Annotated in this window: 14 protein-coding genes and 1 pseudogene; 11 read left to right on the top strand and 4 right to left on the bottom strand. The window is 72.1% G+C overall.

Annotated elements, in window-relative coordinates:
* The 3 genes and pseudogenes from H0488_RS13670 to H0488_RS25410 all read right to left on the bottom strand — a co-directional run.
* Positions 1 to 1,387 (bottom strand): UvrD-helicase domain-containing protein (locus H0488_RS13670; protein WP_183099823.1); only part of this gene is annotated, 1,387 nt, incomplete at its 3' end.
* Complete coding sequence (locus H0488_RS25045; protein ID WP_312856337.1) at positions 1,384 to 2,262, bottom strand: hypothetical protein; 879 nt, start codon at positions 2,260 to 2,262, stop codon at positions 1,384 to 1,386. The genes H0488_RS13670 and H0488_RS25045, both read right to left, overlap by 4 nt.
* 739 nt (positions 2,263 to 3,001) lie before the next feature.
* A pseudogene (locus tag H0488_RS25410) lies at positions 3,002 to 4,657 on the bottom strand (exodeoxyribonuclease V subunit gamma); the annotation flags it as partial.
* A gap of 128 nt (positions 4,658 to 4,785) precedes the next feature.
* On the opposite strand from H0488_RS25410, the gene H0488_RS13660 reads away from it, so the two are divergent.
* The 7 genes from H0488_RS13660 (at position 4,786) to H0488_RS25035 (ending at position 9,702) form a co-directional block, all read left to right on the top strand.
* Positions 4,786 to 5,397, top strand: coding sequence for an ACT domain-containing protein (locus H0488_RS13660; RefSeq protein WP_183099822.1), 612 nt, complete (start codon positions 4,786 to 4,788; stop codon positions 5,395 to 5,397).
* A 56-nt stretch (positions 5,398 to 5,453) separates the two neighbouring features.
* On the top strand, positions 5,454 to 5,903 hold the full coding sequence (locus H0488_RS13655) for a nitroreductase family deazaflavin-dependent oxidoreductase (protein WP_183099821.1): 450 nt from the start codon (positions 5,454 to 5,456) through the stop codon (positions 5,901 to 5,903).
* 18 nt (positions 5,904 to 5,921) lie between these two features.
* Positions 5,922 to 6,872 carry a 1,4-dihydroxy-2-naphthoyl-CoA synthase gene (locus H0488_RS13650; RefSeq protein WP_183099820.1) on the top strand — a complete coding sequence of 317 codons (951 nt, stop codon included), beginning with the start codon at positions 5,922 to 5,924 and terminating at the stop codon, positions 6,870 to 6,872.
* An 88-nt stretch (positions 6,873 to 6,960) separates the two neighbouring features.
* On the top strand, positions 6,961 to 7,434 hold the full coding sequence (locus H0488_RS13645; protein WP_183099819.1) for a GNAT family N-acetyltransferase: 474 nt from the start codon (positions 6,961 to 6,963) through the stop codon (positions 7,432 to 7,434).
* Between the two features lie 110 nt (positions 7,435 to 7,544).
* Positions 7,545 to 7,976 (top strand): hypothetical protein, encoded by a 432-nt coding sequence (locus H0488_RS13640; protein WP_183099818.1) that lies wholly within the window; start codon positions 7,545 to 7,547, stop codon positions 7,974 to 7,976.
* Entirely contained in the window at positions 7,973 to 8,662 is a 690-nt protein-coding gene (locus H0488_RS24685) for an NAD-dependent deacylase (protein WP_183099817.1), read from the top strand. Before H0488_RS13640 ends, H0488_RS24685 begins: the two co-directional genes overlap by 4 nt.
* On the top strand, positions 8,659 to 9,702 hold the full coding sequence (locus H0488_RS25035; protein ID WP_220794566.1) for an asparaginase: 1,044 nt from the start codon (positions 8,659 to 8,661) through the stop codon (positions 9,700 to 9,702). Before H0488_RS24685 ends, H0488_RS25035 begins: the two co-directional genes overlap by 4 nt.
* A gap of 75 nt (positions 9,703 to 9,777) precedes the next feature.
* On the opposite strand, the gene H0488_RS13625 is transcribed toward H0488_RS25035, so the two are convergent.
* Entirely contained in the window at positions 9,778 to 10,539 is a 762-nt protein-coding gene (locus H0488_RS13625) for a TetR/AcrR family transcriptional regulator (protein ID WP_183099816.1), read from the bottom strand.
* Between the two features lie 133 nt (positions 10,540 to 10,672).
* Here H0488_RS13625 and H0488_RS13620 point away from each other — a divergent pair, with 133 nt between their 5' ends.
* From H0488_RS13620 to H0488_RS13605, 4 genes are all read left to right on the top strand, one after another.
* A complete protein-coding gene (locus H0488_RS13620) occupies positions 10,673 to 12,829 on the top strand; it encodes an MMPL family transporter (protein WP_183099815.1) in 2,157 nt (718 codons plus the stop codon).
* A 9-nt stretch (positions 12,830 to 12,838) separates the two neighbouring features.
* Complete coding sequence (locus tag H0488_RS13615; RefSeq protein WP_183099814.1) at positions 12,839 to 14,656, top strand: serine/threonine-protein kinase; 1,818 nt, start codon at positions 12,839 to 12,841, stop codon at positions 14,654 to 14,656.
* A gap of 121 nt (positions 14,657 to 14,777) precedes the next feature.
* Positions 14,778 to 16,193: an MDR family MFS transporter gene (locus tag H0488_RS13610; RefSeq protein ID WP_246372093.1), complete on the top strand. Its 1,416-nt coding sequence runs from the start codon at positions 14,778 to 14,780 to the stop codon at positions 16,191 to 16,193.
* A 10-nt stretch (positions 16,194 to 16,203) separates the two neighbouring features.
* On the top strand, positions 16,204 to 17,262 hold a 1,059-nt coding region (locus H0488_RS13605; protein WP_183099812.1), incomplete at its 3' end, for an acyl-CoA dehydrogenase family protein.

Below are 17,262 nucleotides of genomic sequence, written 5' to 3'. Positions count from 1 at the left end.
CCGCGCGCAGCCCCGCCTGGACCAGCTCGAGGTCCCGACGGGCGTGGGCCAGGACGGCGATGTGGCCGGCAGTGAGCGGGACCCATCTGCCGGTGCCGGCGTCGCGGACCTCGGCGCCGGCCCCGAGGTTGTGACGGACCTGCGCGGCGACGTCTTCGGCGATCCGGGGTCGCACGGCGTCGACCTTCGCCAGCGCGTCCGCCGGCGCGCCGAGGTCGGCGCGGAGCAGGGCGCGCAGCTGGAACGGAGCTCCGGGAAGCCCGCGGACGCAGTCGGCGTCGGCGGACCGGGCGGCCTCGATCGGGTGGACGGCGATCTGCGCGTCACCGAGGTGGGCGTGGTTGAGCACCTGGTGGACCGACGCGACCAGGGCGTGGTCGCTGCGCTGGTTGGTGGTGAGCGTCTGCCGCACGTCGGCGACGCCGGCCGCCCTGAGGTAGGTGAAGACGTCACCGCCGCGGAAGGCGTAGATCGCCTGCTTCGGGTCGCCGATCAGCACGAGTACGGCGTGCCCGTGGAACGCCCGCTCGAAGACGTCCCACTGCACGGGGTCGGTGTCCTGGAACTCGTCGATCAGCACGACCTGCCACCGCGCTCGCATCCGCCCGCCGGCGACGGCGTCGGTGTCGACGAGCACGTCGCGCAGCTGTCCGAGCAGGTCGTCGAACGACAGCACCCCGAGGCGCCGCTTGCGATGTTCGAACTCGGTGGCGACCGACCGTGCGAAGCCGACCCGCGCCTCGTCGACGGACCCGGGGTCGAACGTCTCGGGCGCGAGCCGCGCCCCGGGGTTGTCGAAGATCGCCTTGGCGATGGTGCCGGCGTCGTCGTGGGTCAGCCGGGGGTCGAGCGAGTGGTCGCGCAGCCAGAGGTCGTCGACGACCTCCTTGCGCAGGTCGGAGAGGTCCTCGACCAGGGTCGCCCGGGGGTCGGTGTCGCCGGCGATGCCGAGGCCCTTGAGGACCAGCTGGCAGAACTGGTGGATGGTCACGATGGTCGAGGTGTCGAAGGCCGCGACCGCCTCGCGCAGCCGGTCGCGGCGAGCCGTCAGCTCGGTGGGGGTCCCGGCGACGAGCAAGGTGACGAGCGAGTCCGTCGTCGGGGGCGGACCCCCTGCCAGGGCCGCGTCGAGGTGGTCGGCCGCTTCGGCCAGCCGGCTGCGCACCCGCTCGCGGAGCTCGTTGGTCGCCGCGTTGGTGAACGTGACGGCGAGGACCTGGTCGATGGTGGCGTGACCGTCGGCGACGTAGCGGGTGATGAGGGCGGCGATGGTCCACGTCTTGCCGGTCCCGGCGCTGGCCTCGAGCAGGCTCGTGGTCGGGGTCAGGCCGTCGCCGGTCACCCCGGGCAGGGGTGCGGTGATGTCGAACGGACGCAGCGTGGTCACCGGACGAACCATCCCTGCTCGAAGGCGACCAGGTCGCGCCAGACGTCGTCGGCCAGCCGCTCGAGGTCGGACAGCCGGCTGAGGTCGGCCCGCGGACCGAGGAAGTGGGTCCACGCCGGGTCGTCGCGCTCGGGTCGGAACTTGTCCCACTGCCACTTCTTCATGGCGTTCTTCCACGCGACGGACCGGTTGCCCCGGCCGAGCGCCCACGCGTGACCGGTCTCCAGCGGCAGGTGGCACAGCCCCTGCAGGCCGTCGTGACGGACGGCGGCCCAGCGGGCGAGCGTCGCTCGCGCCAGCTCCGGGTCGACCGGCTTGATCCGTCCCAGGCGGTCCTTGGCCACCATGACCCCGCGGACCTCGAAGCCCGGCTCCGTGGCCTGCAGCGCCAGCAGGTCGAGCCACAGCCCGAGTGCGTGCTTCGCGTTGAGCCTGGAGTAGGAGACCCGCACGAGGGTGTCGCCGTACAGCTCCGGGACCCGGCCGGTGAGCCGACGGCCCGCGCCGAGCTCGAGGGTGACGTCGGTGGTGACCGGCTCGCCCGTGCGGAGACCGAGGGCCTGGTTGACGACCTGCTGCGCGGAGCCGGCGATGTCGCGCAGCGCCGCGACACCGAGGTCGCCCGGCGGCAGCGAGCCACGGTGCAGCTCGGCGGTGATCACGGCATCGGGCGTGCTGCCGTCGAGGACCGCGCCCACGACGTGGTCACCGACAGCCCACCGCTCCAGCGCGTCGGGCGAGATCGGGATGTCGTTGCGCGGCGGGTCGACGTCGAAGGGGAGCGCGATGTCGAGGTGGTCGAGGAGCGCCCGCGCGGGGTTGGTGAAGAACCGCCGCAGGTCGTCGAGGGTGAGGTCCGGCCCGGGCGGTGACACCGGCTCGGGAAGGAACGGTCGGCGCGGCAGCGACGACCGGGCCGCCTCCGCGGCGGCCAGTGCGCTCGGGTCGAAGGTCGCCGGTGCCTCGGCGCGGAGGAGCCGTTCGTCGTGCGGCTGCAGCGGTTGACGGGTCAGGACCCGGTCGCGGACCGGCGCGGCTGCGGTGGCGTCGAGGGTGTCGAGGAGCTCGCCGATCGGGATCGCCGGCGGCCGGTCCTGGCCGGAGTGCTCCGACATGCCGGCGTACGTGACCACCAGCGCGTCGCTCGCCGACATGACGGCGTCGAGCAGCAGCTGGCGGTCCTCTGCGCGGGCGTCGCGCTCGCCGGTGCGGGGGTCGCGGGCGAGCGCGTCGTCGCCGTCGACGGTGATCGAGCGGGGGAACGTGTCGGCGTCCATGCCGAGCAGGCACACCACCCGGTGGGGCACCGACCGCATCGGCACCAGGGTCGAGACGGTCAGCGCGCCCGTGCGGAAGTTCGAGCGGGTCGGTCGTGGCGCCGTGCGGTCCTCCAGCAGGCGGCGGACGTCGGCGACGGCGAGGGTGGCGGTGCCCGACTCGGCGGCGAGCCGCGCCAGCTCGTGCTCGAGCTGCGCTGCCTGCCAGGCGTCGTCGAAGGACGACGCGGTCAGTGCGCCGACATGGGTCCGGAGGGCGGCGCTCCACGCGCTGGNCGTCGAAGGACGACGCGGTCAGTGCGCCGACATGGGTCCGGAGGGCGGCGCCCCACGCGCTGGCGGTGCCGGCGGCCCCGAGGGCGGCGACCGCGGCATCGACCCGCGCCATCGCCTCTGCGAGTCGTCCGGCGAGCTCGAGGTCGGAGGAGCCGACGTCGTCGACGGGAAGCGTCCGCCCGAGCAGCACCTGCTCCTCCGGCATGGCGACGCCCGCGACGATGCGGTCGAGCCCGAACCGCCAGGTGTTCTCCCGCAGGGAGAGTCCGTGGTGACGGCGGTGGTCGGCGTCGAGGCCCCAGCGCACGCCGGCCGCGGCCACCCAGCGAGCGATGGTCTCGAGGTTGTCGTCGGTGAAGGAGAACCGGCGGCGGACGGGGCCGGCGGCCAGCAGGTCGAGGATGTCGGTGGCGCGGGCGCGACCCTCGACCAACCCGACCAGCTGTCCGGCGATCGCCAGCAGCGCGTTGGTGGCGGACAGTCCGCGGTCGGCCATCGACACCCGCAGCTGGCGAGCCGGGTGACCGTCGGGCACCGCCCCGAAAGCGGCCTGCACCAGCGGAGCGAACGCCTCCACATCGGGGCACATCACGAGGATGTCGCGCGGCTCCAGGGTCTGGTCGTCGTCGAGCAACCCGAGGAGGACGTCGCGCAGGACCTCGACCTGACGTACGGCGCCGTGGCACGAGTGGACCTGGACGGACCGGTCGTCGTCGCGGAGCACCCGCGCCCCGCGGTCGGCGGCCACCCCGTTGGAGCGCAGGTCGGCCTGCAACCAGCCGAGCAGGTGGTCACCCGGGGCGTCGCCCTCGGAGACCACGTCGACCGCGGCCACCGGCGCGAGCTGGCGCTGCACCTCGCGGGCATCGCGGCCCAGGGTCGCCAGCAGTGGATGCCGTGCCTCCCGGGCCGAGGGGTCGGCGGACCGCAGCACCGGGCCGTCGGCGACGACGGGTCGGAGCGCCTCCCACAGCGCGCCGGAGACCTGCGGCAGGAAGAGGTGCACGTCCCTGCTCTCGGCGACCGCCGCCAGCAGCTCGACCTCGGTCACCGGCATCCGGGTGTGGCCGAACAGGCTCAGCCGGGCTGGCAGCGGGAAGGCGGCCGGGTCCGTGCGCAGCCCCGCGCACGTGGCGAGGTGACGTTCGTCGGGAGGCGGCGCACCGACGACGTCGACGACCCGGGCCCACAGCTCGACCTGCCACTTCAGGTCGTCGGGCACCGCGTCGATCAGCCCGCCCCGCCAGTCGGTCAGCAGCGCGGGCCGCTGCACGCCGTACGACGCGAAGAGGCCGGCCAGGCGCCGCGCCAGCCCGTAGCGACGGGCTCGGCGGAGGTCGCGCTCGACGCCGTCGAGGCCGTCGCCCAGGTGGCGCGCGATCGGGGCGGCCCAGGGCTCGCCGAGGGAGGCGTCGATGACCGAGAGGATCGGCCACGCCAGCCGGTCGGGGTCCCACGGGTCGGAGCGCTCGGTGCCGGTCAGCAGGGCGACCAACGACCGCGGTCGCAGGAACTCGACGCCTGCGCACACGCCGTCGGCGCCGCGGTCGCCCGCGCCCAGCTGGTGCGACAGCCGCTGCGCCAGCCAGCGCTCGACCCCCTTCGCGGGCACCACGACGACCTCCTTCGCGAAGGGGTCGGCAGGTGGCACCGCCAGCAGGGCCCCCAGCGCGTCGGCGAGGGCCGCGGTGCCGGGGCCGCGGTGGATGGTGAGCACGACCGGCAACCTACGCGGTGGCCCCGACGAAAGGGAGTCGGTCGCCCACCTGGCCGGCCAGCACGCTCGCCGTACCGTCTGCTGGCCCGGAAACGGCCCGGCAACGTGAGGCGGCTAGCCTCGAAGCCATGCCGTTCCTCCTGCGCGTTGAGCTGCCCGACGTCCCCGGATCGCTGGGCAGGGTGGCGACGGCGATCGGTATGGCGGGCGGCGACATCGAGGCGATCGAGATCGTCGAGAAGCGCGACGACGGCACCGCGCTCGACGACGTGCTGCTCGAGACCGCCGAAGGCACGATGCCCGACTCGATCGTGTCGGCGTGCAACTCCCTCGACGGGGTGAAGGTGGTCTGGATCAGCCGCTACCCGGCCGGCGGCAACCTGACCCTCGACCTCGAGGCGGTGGAGGAGCTGACCGTCGCGCCCACGGACGCGCTCACCAAGCTGATCGAGCTGTTGCCCCGGACCTTCCGCGCCGACTGGGCCGCGCGGGTGCACCGCGCCAAGGGCGTGGTGCAGGGCACCAGCGCCGCCCCGGAGGAATTCGAGTTCGTCGACCTGCACGGGCCGAGCCGGCTCGAGCCGGAGACCGAGGACGACGTCACCCTGTACGCCGCCGCGCGTCTCGACGGCAACCAGATCGTCGTGATCGGCCGACGCGGGGGACCGGAGTTCGTCGACTCCGAGATCGCGCGCCTGGGCCACCTGTCCGGCCTCGCGGTCACCATCGCCGGCGCCTGACCTCCGTCGACCCAGCTCGGGGAATGTCCGGCCGGCCGTCGGGCATTGGCACGGGTATGGATCTCCTCGAAGGCGAGTACGAACCCAGCGCGGCCCAGTGGGTGCGCGACCAGGTGGCGACCTACGAAGCGAGCGGCGGCACGGAGGCCAACGTCCTCCGGGACAACCCGGACTGGCCGATCGTGGTGATCACCTCGCGCGGCTCGAAGTCGGGCAAGCTCCGCAAGAACCCGGTGATGCGGGTCGAGAAGGACGGCGTCTACGTCGCGATCGCATCCAAGGGCGGCGCGCCGGACAACCCGAGCTGGGCCGCCAACTTCCTGGCCGACCCGGTGGTCCAGCTGCAGGACGGACCCGAGCCCGCGCTCTACCGCGCCCGCCTCGTGGAAGGTGACGAGCGGCAGGAGTGGTGGGACCTCGCGGTCGCCACCTGGTCGACGTACGCCTCCTACCAGGAGAAGACCGACCGCGAGATCCCGGTCTTCCTGCTGGAGCCGATCGCCTGACTCGATAGCCTCCACGCCATGAGCGCGATCGAGGGTGTGTCGGAGACGTTCGACCCGGAGGCGTGGGACGAGGTGCCGGGGTTCGCGGACCTCACCGACCTCACCTACCACCGGGCGAAGGCGCATGGGACGGTGCGGATCGCGTTCGACCGCCCCGACGTGCTCAATGCGTTCCGCCCGCACACGGTCGACGAGCTCCTCCGCACGCTGGAGCACGCGCGGACGTCGGCCGACGTCGGCTGCGTGATCCTCACCGGCAACGGACCGTCGCCGAAGAACGGGAAGCGCAGCTTCTGCACCGGCGGCGACCAGCGGATCCGCGGCAAGGCGGGCTACCAGTACGAGGAGGACGGCGCGACGTACGCCGCCGGGGCGACCGGGGCGTCCGAGCCGAGCCCGATCGACAAGGCCAAGCTCGCGCGCCTGCACATCCTCGAGTGCCAGCGGCTGATCCGCTTCATGCCGAAGGTCGTCATCTGCGTGGTCCCCGGCTGGGCAGCGGGCGGCGGGCACAGCCTCCACGTCGTCGCGGACCTCACCCTGGCCAGCGCGGAGCACGCGCGCTTCAAGCAGACCGATGCCGATGTCGGCTCCTTCGACGGCGGCTACGGGTCGGCGTACCTCGCCAAGCAGGTCGGGCAGAAGTACGCCCGCGAGGTCTTCTTCCTCGCCGAGGAGTACGACGCCGCCGACGGCATGCGGATGGGCACCGTCAACCGGGCGGTGCCGCATGCCGAGCTCGAGGCTGTCGCGCTGGAGTGGGGCCGGATCATCAACGGCAAGAGCCCCACCGCGATGCGGATGCTGAAGTACGCCTTCAACCTCCCGGACGACGGCCTGGTCGGCCAGCAGCTGTTCGCCGGCGAGACCACCCGGCTGGCGTACATGACCGACGAGGCCCAGGAGGGCCGGGACCAGTTCCTCGAGAAGCGCGAGCCCGACTGGTCGCCGTACCCCTGGTACTACTGACTCCGGGCTCCGCGCGGGCGTGTGACAAGGCCCACGACCGGTCCCCGCGATTGGCCAGCCACGCGCGGTCGCCGTAACGTCGTGAGAGATGACGCCTGTTGAAAACACGACCATCCGCCCCATCGAGCAGCACGACCACGACACGATCGTGGACCTGAACCAGGGTGCGCTGGAGGGCGTCGGCCCTCTGGACCACGAGTCCCTGGCCCTGCTGGTCAAGCAGGCCGACCAGGCTCTCGTCCTGGACGATGGTGGTGACGTCGCCGGCTTCGTGATCACGCTCCCGACCGGTGCCGTCTACGACTCGAGCCGCTACGAGTGGTTCGAGAACCGGCTCGACGAGTACGTCTATCTCGACCGCATCGTGGTGGCCGAGACGCACCGGCGCCAGGGCGTGGCCTCGCGGCTGTACGACGCAGTCGAGTCCGACCTGCCGGTCGCCCTCGAGGTCTACGAGACCAACGAACCGTCGCTGGAGTTCCACCGCCGTCGCGGCTACCAGGAGGTCGGCGAGCTGGAGCACGCCGGCAAGACCAACCTGATGCTGATCAAGGCGAGCTGACCCAGACCTGATCGGGGAGGGCCTCAGGTCCCGCGAACACGGGGGACTCCGGCCCTGTCGCGCGCGGGCCCGGCGAACCATGCTGGTGGTGACTTCGCGAGGGGGACAGCATGAACCTCGAGACCATCAGGTGGCGGAGGACCCTCGGCACGCTGGCCGCCGTGACCAGCCTGGGTGCGGTCGTGGGTTCGGTCCAGCTGGTCACCGACACGTTCACCCCGCCGGTGAGCGACCTGAGCCGGCTCGGCCTGCGCTCCTGGGTGCTGCCCGGCATCTGGCTCGCCGCCAGCGTCGCGCTTCCCTGCGGCCTGGTGACCGTCCTGGCCTGGCGGCGGTCGCGCCGACTGGGGGCGGCGGCGGTCGCAGCCGGCCTGCTGCTGGCGGTCGAGCTCGCCGTCCAGATCCCGTTCGTGGGCCTCGACCCGCTGCAAGCCGTGATGGGGACGGTGGCGGTGCTGCTGGTCGGGTTCGGAATGGCCGCACACGGCAACGCGACCGGGCCTCGTGACCGCGCTGCGAAGTACGTAGAGTCCCCGTCGTGAAGGTCGTGGTCCTCACCGGCGCCGGCATCTCCGCGGAGAGCGGGGTGCCGACCTTCCGCGACGCCGACGGGCTCTGGGAGGGCCATCGGGTCGAGGACGTCGCGACGCCGGAGGCGTTCCTCGCCGACCCGGAGACGGTGCACCGGTTCTACGACGCCCGCCGCGCGGCGCTGACGAAGGTCCTGCCCAACGCCGCCCATCACGCGCTCGCCGAGCTCGAGCGGCTGATCGGGGACCACCTCACCCTCGTCACGCAGAACATCGACGACCTGCACGAACGCGCCGGGTCCGAGCGGGTGATCCACATGCACGGCGAGCTGCGGTCCGCGTTGTGCCTGCGCTGCGGCCGCCGTACCCGGTGGGAGGGATCGCTGCTCGACGCACCGCCGTGCGCCGGATGCGGGAAGGGCGTGCTGCGCCCGGACGTGGTGTGGTTCGGCGAGGTCCCCTACGCCATGGAGGCCATCGGCGACGCACTTGCGGAGTGCGACCTCTTCGTCTCGGTCGGCACCTCCGGCGCCGTCTATCCGGCTGCCAGCTTCGTCCAGCAGGCCCGCGCGTACGGCGCCCGCACGCTGGAGCTCAACCTGGTCCCGAGCGTCGGCACCCACTTCTTCCACGAGGCCCGCCACGGGCGTGCCGGCGACCTCGTGCCGGCGTGGGTGTCGAGGTTGATCGGCCAGTGAGCACCGCGGGAGGAGTGACCGCGCGCCGGGTCGTGGTGCTCGGCACGGGCGGCACCATCGCCAGCCGGCTCGACGAGCACGGCGCAGCCCAGCCCGTCGACTCCGTCGGCGCCCTCGTCCACGGGGCCGGGGTCGACGCGGTCGACGGGGTCGACAGCGTCGACGGGCAGGGCGGCGTGGTGGTCATCGCCCGCGACCTCTTCATCAAGGACAGCTCTGCGCTGACCACGGCCGACCAGGCGGTCATCGTCCGCGAGGTGCGGGCGGCGCTGGCCGATCCCACGGTCGCAGGGGTCGTGGTGACCCACGGGACCGACACCGCTGAGGAGACGGCGTACCTCCTCGACCTCCTGTACGACGACGACCGGCCGGTCGTGCTCACCGGCGCCCAGCGACCGGCCGACGCGCCCGACGCGGACGGCCCGCGCAACCTCCGCGACGCGGTGCAGGTCGCCGCCGACCCGACCGCCCGCGGGCTCGGCGTGCTGGTGGTCTTCGACGGACTGGTGCTGGCGGCGCGCGGCACCCGCAAGGTGCACACCCACGACGCCGCGGCGTTCGCCCAGCCCGACGGCGGGCCGCTGGGTCGGGTCGTCGAGGGCCGGCTGGTCCTCGACGGTCTGCCGGCTCATCGCGAGCACCTCGACGCCGACCTCGCCGGGCTCGAGCCGGCGCGGGTCGACATCGCCGCGGTCTACCCCGGCGTCGACGGCACCGCGCTGCGCGCGTTCGCGGCCGCAGGAGCGCGCGGCGTCGTGCTCGTCGCCACCGGCGCGGGCAACGCCAACCCGGCGATCGTCGCGGCCGTCGCCGACCTCGCCCGGCAGGGCGTCGTCGTCGGGCTCACCACCCGGGTCGACACCGGCCCGGTGGCCGGGATCTACGGGGGCGGCGGAGGTGGCGCCGACCTGGTCGCGGCCGGCGCGGTCCCCCTCGGCACCCTCCGTGCCGGGCAGGGTCGGATCCTGCTGGTCGCGCTGCTGGCCGCGTTCGGCGACGCGGATCGGGTGCGGGCGGAGATCCCGACGTACCTCGGGTAGGCACGTGGGGCCTTGGTTTCGAGGCTCGCTTCGCTCGCACCTCAACCAGCGGCGGGGGGTCGCTTCGCTCGCACCTCAACCAGCGGCGGCGAGCTCCTCGTCGAGCAGGGCGGTGAGCCGCTCCTTCTCGGCAGCCAGGCCGAGGGGTTCGAGCCAGTCGAGGATGGTGGCGCGGAAGAGGGCGCCGCTCTCGATGATCCGCGGGTCGCAGTGGCCCATCGACTCCAGCGTCACCACGCCGTAGAGCGCCGACCACGACCGCATGTAGATCCACAGGATGCCGCGGTCCTCGGTCTCGATGTGCGCGGCCTTCGCGGGGATCAGCGGGTTGAGCACCGCGTCGCGCACGATCGGGTCGAGCTCGTCCAGGGCCGGGAACGGGAACTGGTAGAGCTCCCAGATCTCGTAGAGGAGGTCGGTGAAGTAGTGGCCCGACGTCGACAGGGTGAGCAGCTCCCGCCGATCGGAGTCCTCGCTGCCGATCGGGTTCGCGAAGACCAGGGCGAACTCCCGTGGCCGGCTGAGCGCCCAGCGTCGGAAGGCGACGCACGCCGCGCACAACCGCGCCGCCGGGTCGTCGGCGCGGTACTTCTCCGCGGCCTGCATGAATCCCTGCGTCGCGGCCTTGTCGAGCTCGAACGCGACCAGGTCGACCAGCTCCTGGTAGCTCGCGACGTAGCGGTAGAGCGCCGGAGCGGTCAGCCCCATCCGGGACGCCACCGCCCTCAGTGAGAGCTCGGCCCCCTCGCTCAGCAGCTCGCTGGCGACCCGCACGATCTCGTCGTACGTCGCCTCACGTTGCCGCTCGCGGCGGGTGGGCTGGTGCAGTGCGGGCACGCCACTCCTCGGATTCCCGGATGCGATCAGGACCACACGACGAGGCCCCGACAAGGGTTGACGGCGGAAGTTTACACCGTTTACCGTGAACGGCGTTAACAAACTGAAGCAGCGTCACTGAGAGGTCGGGAACATGATCGAGCGTTGGGGAGCCATGGTCGTCCGGCGTGCGGTCGTCGTCCTGCTGGTGGGGCTCGGGATCACCGCCGCGGCGATGTTCGCGGGCGTCGGCCTGGAGGACGAGCTCTCGGCCGGTGGGTTCGAGGACCCGGCGTCGGAGTCGGCGCAGGAGCTCGAGGCGGAGCGTGCCGCCTTCGGCAACCAGTCGATCGACGTGATCGCCATCTTCTCCAGCGACGACCTGGTGGTCTCCGACCCGGACTTCCAGGCCGAGGTCGAGGAGACGCTCGCCGCGGCGCCCGACGACCGGGTCACCTCGTTCGCCACCTTCTACGAGACCGAGGACCCGGCGATGGTGAGTGGCGACGAGCACGCCACCTTGGTCTACATCTCGCTCGACGGCGACAGCCAGAACGACTTCCAGGACTCCTACCGGGCGATCCGGCCGGTGCTCAGCGACTCCGATCTCGACGTCGACTTCGCCGGACCGTACGCCGTCTACTCCGACGTCAACGAGCACACCAAGGACGACCTGCTGATGGCGGAGATCGTCTCGCTGCCGGTCGTCCTGCTGCTCTCGCTGATCATCTTCCGCAGCGTGACCGCGGCGCTGCTGCCGCTTCTGGTGGGCGTGGTCACGGTCCTCGGTGCGCGCGCGATGATCGCCGGGCTCAACGAGATCACCGAGGTCTCGATCTTCGCGCCCAACATCATCACCCTCATCGGCCTGGGCCTCTCGATCGACTACGCGCTGTTCGTCGTGTCGCGGTTCCGCGAGGAGATCGCGCTGACGCCCGACGACACCCGGCACGCGCTGGTCCGCACGATGGCGACCGCCGGCCGCACCGTGATGTTCTCCGCGCTGACCGTCGCGGCCGCGATGAGCTCGCTCCTCGTCTTCCCGCAGGCCTTCCTGAAGTCGATCGGGTACGGCGGCATCGCGGCCGTCCTCGTCGCGATGGTGGCCGCGCTGACCGTCCTGCCGGCCACGCTCGCGCTGCTCGGCAAGCGGGTCGACTCGCTCCGGATCCCGTTCCTGCAGCGGGCTGCCGCCGTCGACAGCGAGCACGGCGCCTGGTCGCGGCTGGCGAACGGAGTGATGCGCCGACCGGTGCTGGTCGCCGTCGGGGTGATCGTCGTGCTGCTCGCCGTCGCCTCGCCGTTCCTCGGGGTGAAGTGGGGCAGCGTGGACTACCGCGTGCTCCCGCCCGACGCCGCCGCCCACCAGGCGGCCGAGCGGTTGAACGACGAGTTCGGCTCCGAGCGCTCGACCGCCAACGTGCTGCTCGAGGGCGCCGACGAGGCCGAGGTGACCTCCTACACCGAGGCGCTCGACGACGTGCCCGGGATCGTCGACGTGCGGCCCGTCCAGGCCGAGGGCGACACCACCCTGCTGCGCGCCGCTTGGGAGGGCAACAGCCAGAGCGAGGAGAGCCAGGAGATCGTGCGCGACCTGCGCGCCGTACCCGGTCCGGACGGCTCGGCCGCGCTGGTGGGCGGCCTCACCGCCGACACCGTCGACCTCGCCGCGTCGGTGAAGTCCAACCTGCCGTGGATGGGCCTGATCGTCGTCACCGTCATGCTGGTGCTGCTGTTCCTGGCGTTCGGGTCGCTGGTGCTGCCGATCAAGGCGGTGGCCATGAACTTCTTCTCGATCACCGCGTCCTTCGGGGTCGTCACGTGGATCTTCAGCGACGGGCACCTCGAGAACCTGCTCGGTTTCGAGAGCTCCGGCTTCCTCGACCTGACCAACCCGATCGTCATGCTGGCCGTGCTGTTCGGGCTGTCGATGGACTACGAGGTGTTCCTGCTCAGCAGGGTGCGCGAGCAGTGGGACGCCACCGGCGACAACGACGTAGCGGTGGCGACGGGGCTGCAGAAGACCGGCCGGATCATCACCAGCGCGGCGCTGCTGCTCGGGGTCGTCATCGGCGCCTTCAGCCTCAGCGGCGTGGTCTTCATGAAGATGATGGGCATCGGCATGCTGATCGCGCTGCTGGTCGACGCGACCATCGTCCGGGCCCTCCTGGTGCCCGCCACGATGAAGCTGCTCGGCCGGTGGAACTGGTGGGCTCCGGCGCCGATGGCCCGCTGGTGGGAGCGTTACGGGTTCCGCGAGGAGGACCGGCCCGACGCCGCCAAGAGCGAGGAACCCTTGCCTGTGGGGTAGAAACGTGTCGTGGTCTCGGTCTCGGAGAGCGGTTATCCGCAGCCCGGCGCCCGGATCGGGCGGTTCCGGATCGTGGAGCAGCTCGGCCAGGGCGGCATGGGCGTGGTCTACCGCGCCGTCGAGGAGAACCTCGGTCGCGAGGTCGCCCTGAAGATCGTCGCGCCGTACCTCGCCCACGACCCGGAGTTCCGCGAGCGGTTCAGCCGCGAGGCCCGGGCCCAGGCGTCCCTGGAGTCGGCGCACGTGGTCGCGGTCTACGCCCACGGCGAGGAGGACGGCTTCGTCTACATCGCCAGCCAGCTGGTCGTCGACGGTGACCTCGGCCGGCTGATCCGTACGGCGGGCGTCCCGCCGCTGGTCGACGCGCTGAGCGTGATCGAGCAGGTGGCGACCGGCCTGGCCGATGCCCACGACGCGGGCCTGGTGCACCGCGACATCAAGCCGGGCAACGTGATGGTCCGGATCCGCGGCAACGCCGTCCGCGCCTACCTCGGCGACTTCGGCATCGCGCGCCGGATGGACGCGGCCTCGACCCGGTTCGGGTCGTCGGCCGTCGGCACCCCCACCTACATGGCGCCCGAGCTGCACGGCGGCGCCGAGGCGAGCTTCGTCACCGATGTCTACTCCCTCGGCTGCCTGCTGTGGGTGGCGCTGACCGGCGCGCCGCCGTACTCCGGCCAGAGCGACTACCAGATCGTCGCCGGCCACGTGAACGGCCCGATCCCGCAGCTCGCGGGGGACAGCCCGATGGTGCACGCCACGAACCGGATCCTGCGGCTCGCGATGGCCAAGGAGGCCGGCCGTCGCTACCCGACCGCGGCCGCGATGCGCGCCGACCTCCAGGCCGCGCTCCGGCTCCCGCACACGCCCGGGTCGGCGGTGCCGGAGCAGCCGGGGCGTACGGCGATCCGGCCGCTCGCGTCCGGCACCCAGCCGCGCGCCGGGGTCCCGTCGCCTCCGCCGACCGGCCCGCCCCCGGCCGGCCCGCCCCCGGCCGGACCGCCGCCCGCCCACGTGTCGACCGCGGCGCCGGGCCACGACCGGCACCCGCACCCGCGGCCGGCCGGCCGCTCACGCACGAAGCTGCTGGTCGCCGCGGTGGGCGCAGGGGTGCTCGCGGTCGCCGGCGGTGTCGCCGCCGCGGCGCTCGTGGGCGACGGTGGGGGCGGTGGTGGAGGCGGCGAGCCGACGCCGGACCCGACCGAGTCGTCGTTCGTCGCGATGGAGCCGGAGGAGATCCTGGTCGCCTCCGAGAAGGAGATGAAGGTCCTCGACAGCGTCCAGGTGCGCGGCCAGTTCCCCGACGGCCGCAAGCTCGTCTCCGTCAACATGGCGATCACGGCCGACGGCGACTGCCGGGGCACGATGAGCTTCCTCGGCAGCGGAACCGCGGAGGTGCTCCGCACCGATGGCCGGACCATGGTCAAGCCGGACGCGGCGTTCCTCACCGACTTCGGGATCGACAACGCGCAGGACTTCCTGGCCTACCTCGACGGTCGCTGGCTCGAGTTCACCGAGGACCCCGACCAGTTCGCCAGCGTCTGCGACCTCGACGAGTTCCTCGAGCGGGACGGCCGCGAGGGCGCGACCGCCACCAACCAGGGGGTGGTCAGCGTGCAGGGCGAGGATGCGGTCAAGGTCCACCTGCAGGAGGGCGCCAACGAGGAGACCTACTACGTGATGGTGGGTGCCCCGCACTACCTGCTGCGGATCAACGAGACCGAGGACGCGTGGTTCGAGTACTCCGCCTTCGACGAGGCGGTCGAGGTCGACCTGCCGCCTGAGGACGACATCCTCAAGGACTCCGCCATCGGCGACGGGGGATGACGGGCCCCATCCGGGAATGCCGTGCCGGCCGGCCCGGTTGCGGGCTGTTGTGACCACCGCTGCCCCGACCCGCGCGTCGGTGGGGCTGCGGAGCGAGCGAGGTCCGATCCTCGGCTCGGTGATGATCTCCATCGCCCTCATCGCGATCGACGCCACGATCCTCGCCACCGCGGTGCCGGCGATCGTGCGCGACCTCGGGGGGTTCACCCAGTTCCCGTGGCTGTTCTCCGCCTACCTGCTGACCCAGGCGATCAGCACGCCGATCTACGGCAAGCTCGCCGACACCTTCGGGCGCAAGCCGCTGATGCTCTTCGGCATCGGGACGTTCGTGCTCGGGTCGGTGCTGTGCGCGGTGGCGTGGAGCATGGGCGCGCTGATCGCGTTCCGGGCCCTGCAGGGTCTCGGCGCCGGGGCGATCCAGCCGGCGGGCATGACGATCATGGGCGACATCTACTCCGTCGCCGAGCGGGCGGTCGCGCAGGGCTACATCGCCAGCGTGTGGGCGATGTCCGCCGTGATCGGACCTGCGCTCGGCGGGCTCTTCTCCGACCACCTTTCCTGGCGCTGGATCTTCTGGATCAACCTGCCGCTCGGCCTCCTGGCCGCGGCCGTGCTGTGGGTCCGGTTCGACGAGAAGGCGTCGCTGTCGGAGCCGCACGTGCGCCGACCCATCGACTGGTGGGGCGCGACCCTCGTCGCCGCGGCCTCCGCGCTGCTGCTCCTCGGCCTGCTCGAGGGCGGCATCCGCTGGCCGTGGCTGTCGTGGCAGAGCGCGGTCGCGCTCGGCGGCTCGGCGCTCCTGCTGCTCCTGTTCGTCCGGGTCGAGGGCCGCGCCGCCGACCCGGTCCTGCCAGGTTGGCTGTTCCGTCACCGGGTCCTCAACGCGGCGACGGTGGGCGGCTTCATCGCCGGCATGGTGATGCTCGGGGTCACCTCCTACGTCCCGGTCTACGCCCAGCAGGTGCTCGGCGCCGGTGCGACCGTCGCCGGCTTCGCGGTCGCCGCGCTCGCCATCGGCTGGCCGTTCGCGGCGAGCACGTCGGGCCGGGTCTACCTGCGCTGGGGGTTCAAGGCCTGTCTCTTCCTCGGCGCGGGCTTCGGCGCGATCGGCGCCTCGATCCTGGTGCTGGTCGGGCCGGGCAGCCCGATCTGGCTGCTCGCCGCCGCGTGCTTGGTGCTCGGCCTCGGACTGGGCTACGTCGTCAGCCCGAGCATCGTCGCCCTGCAGTCGGCGGTGGAGTTCCGCCAGCGCGGCGTCGCCACCGGCGCCAACATGTTCGCCCGCTCGGTCGGCAGCGCGGTCGGCGTCGCGATGTTCGGTGCGATCGCGAACGCGATGGTGGCCGACCGGCTCGGGGGAGCCGACGCGGCGGGCGCGATCGAGCTCGACCAGCTCCCGGTCGCCGTACTCGACCCTGCGCTGCAGGCGGTCTTCCTCGCGGTGGCCGGATGCGCTCTGCTCCTTGTGCTCGCGGCCAGTCTGATGCCGTCTCGTTTGGTCGCGAGCACGAATCCGGAGCCTGTTACCTCCGAGTAGAGTCGGTCGCATGAAGCGCGACATCTACAACGAGGACCACGAGGCGTTCCGCGAGTCGGCCCGCACCTGGATCGAGCGATCCGTCACCCCGAACGCCGAGAAGTACATCCAGGAGAAGTCGCTTCCTCGCGAGTTCTGGCTCGAGGCCGGTGCCCAGGGCATGCTCGGCCTCGCCATCCCCGACGAGTACGGCGGCGCCGGGGCCGACGACTTCCGCTTCAACGCGGTCCTCACCGAGGAGATGGCGAAGGTCGGCGCGTGGATGCCGACCTGTGTCGGCATCCACGCCGACATCACCGCGCCGTACATCGTCGAGCTCGGCACCGAGGAGCAGAAGCAGCGCTGGCTCCCGGGCGTGGCCGCCGGCGAGATCCTCCTCGGCATCGGCATGACCGAGCCGTCCGGTGGCTCCGACCTCGCGGCGCTGAAGACCACTGCGGTCCGCGACGGCGACGAGTGGGTCATCAACGGCTCGAAGACCTTCATCACCAACGGGTTCTCCGGCGACCTCATCATCACCGCCGCGCGCACCGACCCGGAGAAGGGCCCGAAGGGCATCACCCTGTTCGCGCTCGAGGCGACCAAGGAGGGCTTCAGCCGCGGCCGCAAGCTCGACAAGGTCGGCATGGAGGAGTCCGACACCTCCGAGCTGTTCTTCGAGAACGTGCGGGTCACCGACGCCGAGATCGTCGGCGAGCTCAACATGGGCTTCGTCCACATGATGCAGAAGCTGCCGCAGGAGCGGATCGCCTGCGCGATCGCCAACACGCACCACGCCAAGCAGATCCTCACCGAGACCATCCAGTACGCCAAGGACCGGCAGGCGTTCGGCCAGTCGATCGGCCGCTTCCAGCACATCAAGTTCTTGCTCGCCGAGCTGGTCACCCAGGTCGAGGTCTGCGAGGCCTACATGGACAAGTGCGTCGCCGCGCACGCCGAGGGCCAGCTCACGGCGGTCGAGGCGGCCAAGGCCAAGTGGTGGTCCTCGCAGATGCAGAACGAGGTCATCGACCACTGCGTCCAGATCCACGGCGGGTACGGCTTCATGAACGAGTACCGCGTCGCCCGC

It is taken from the genome of Nocardioides pelophilus (assembly GCF_014180685.1).
Taxonomy (GTDB): domain Bacteria; phylum Actinomycetota; class Actinomycetes; order Propionibacteriales; family Nocardioidaceae; genus Nocardioides; species Nocardioides pelophilus.
This window is presented reverse-complemented; position numbering and strand designations above follow the sequence as displayed.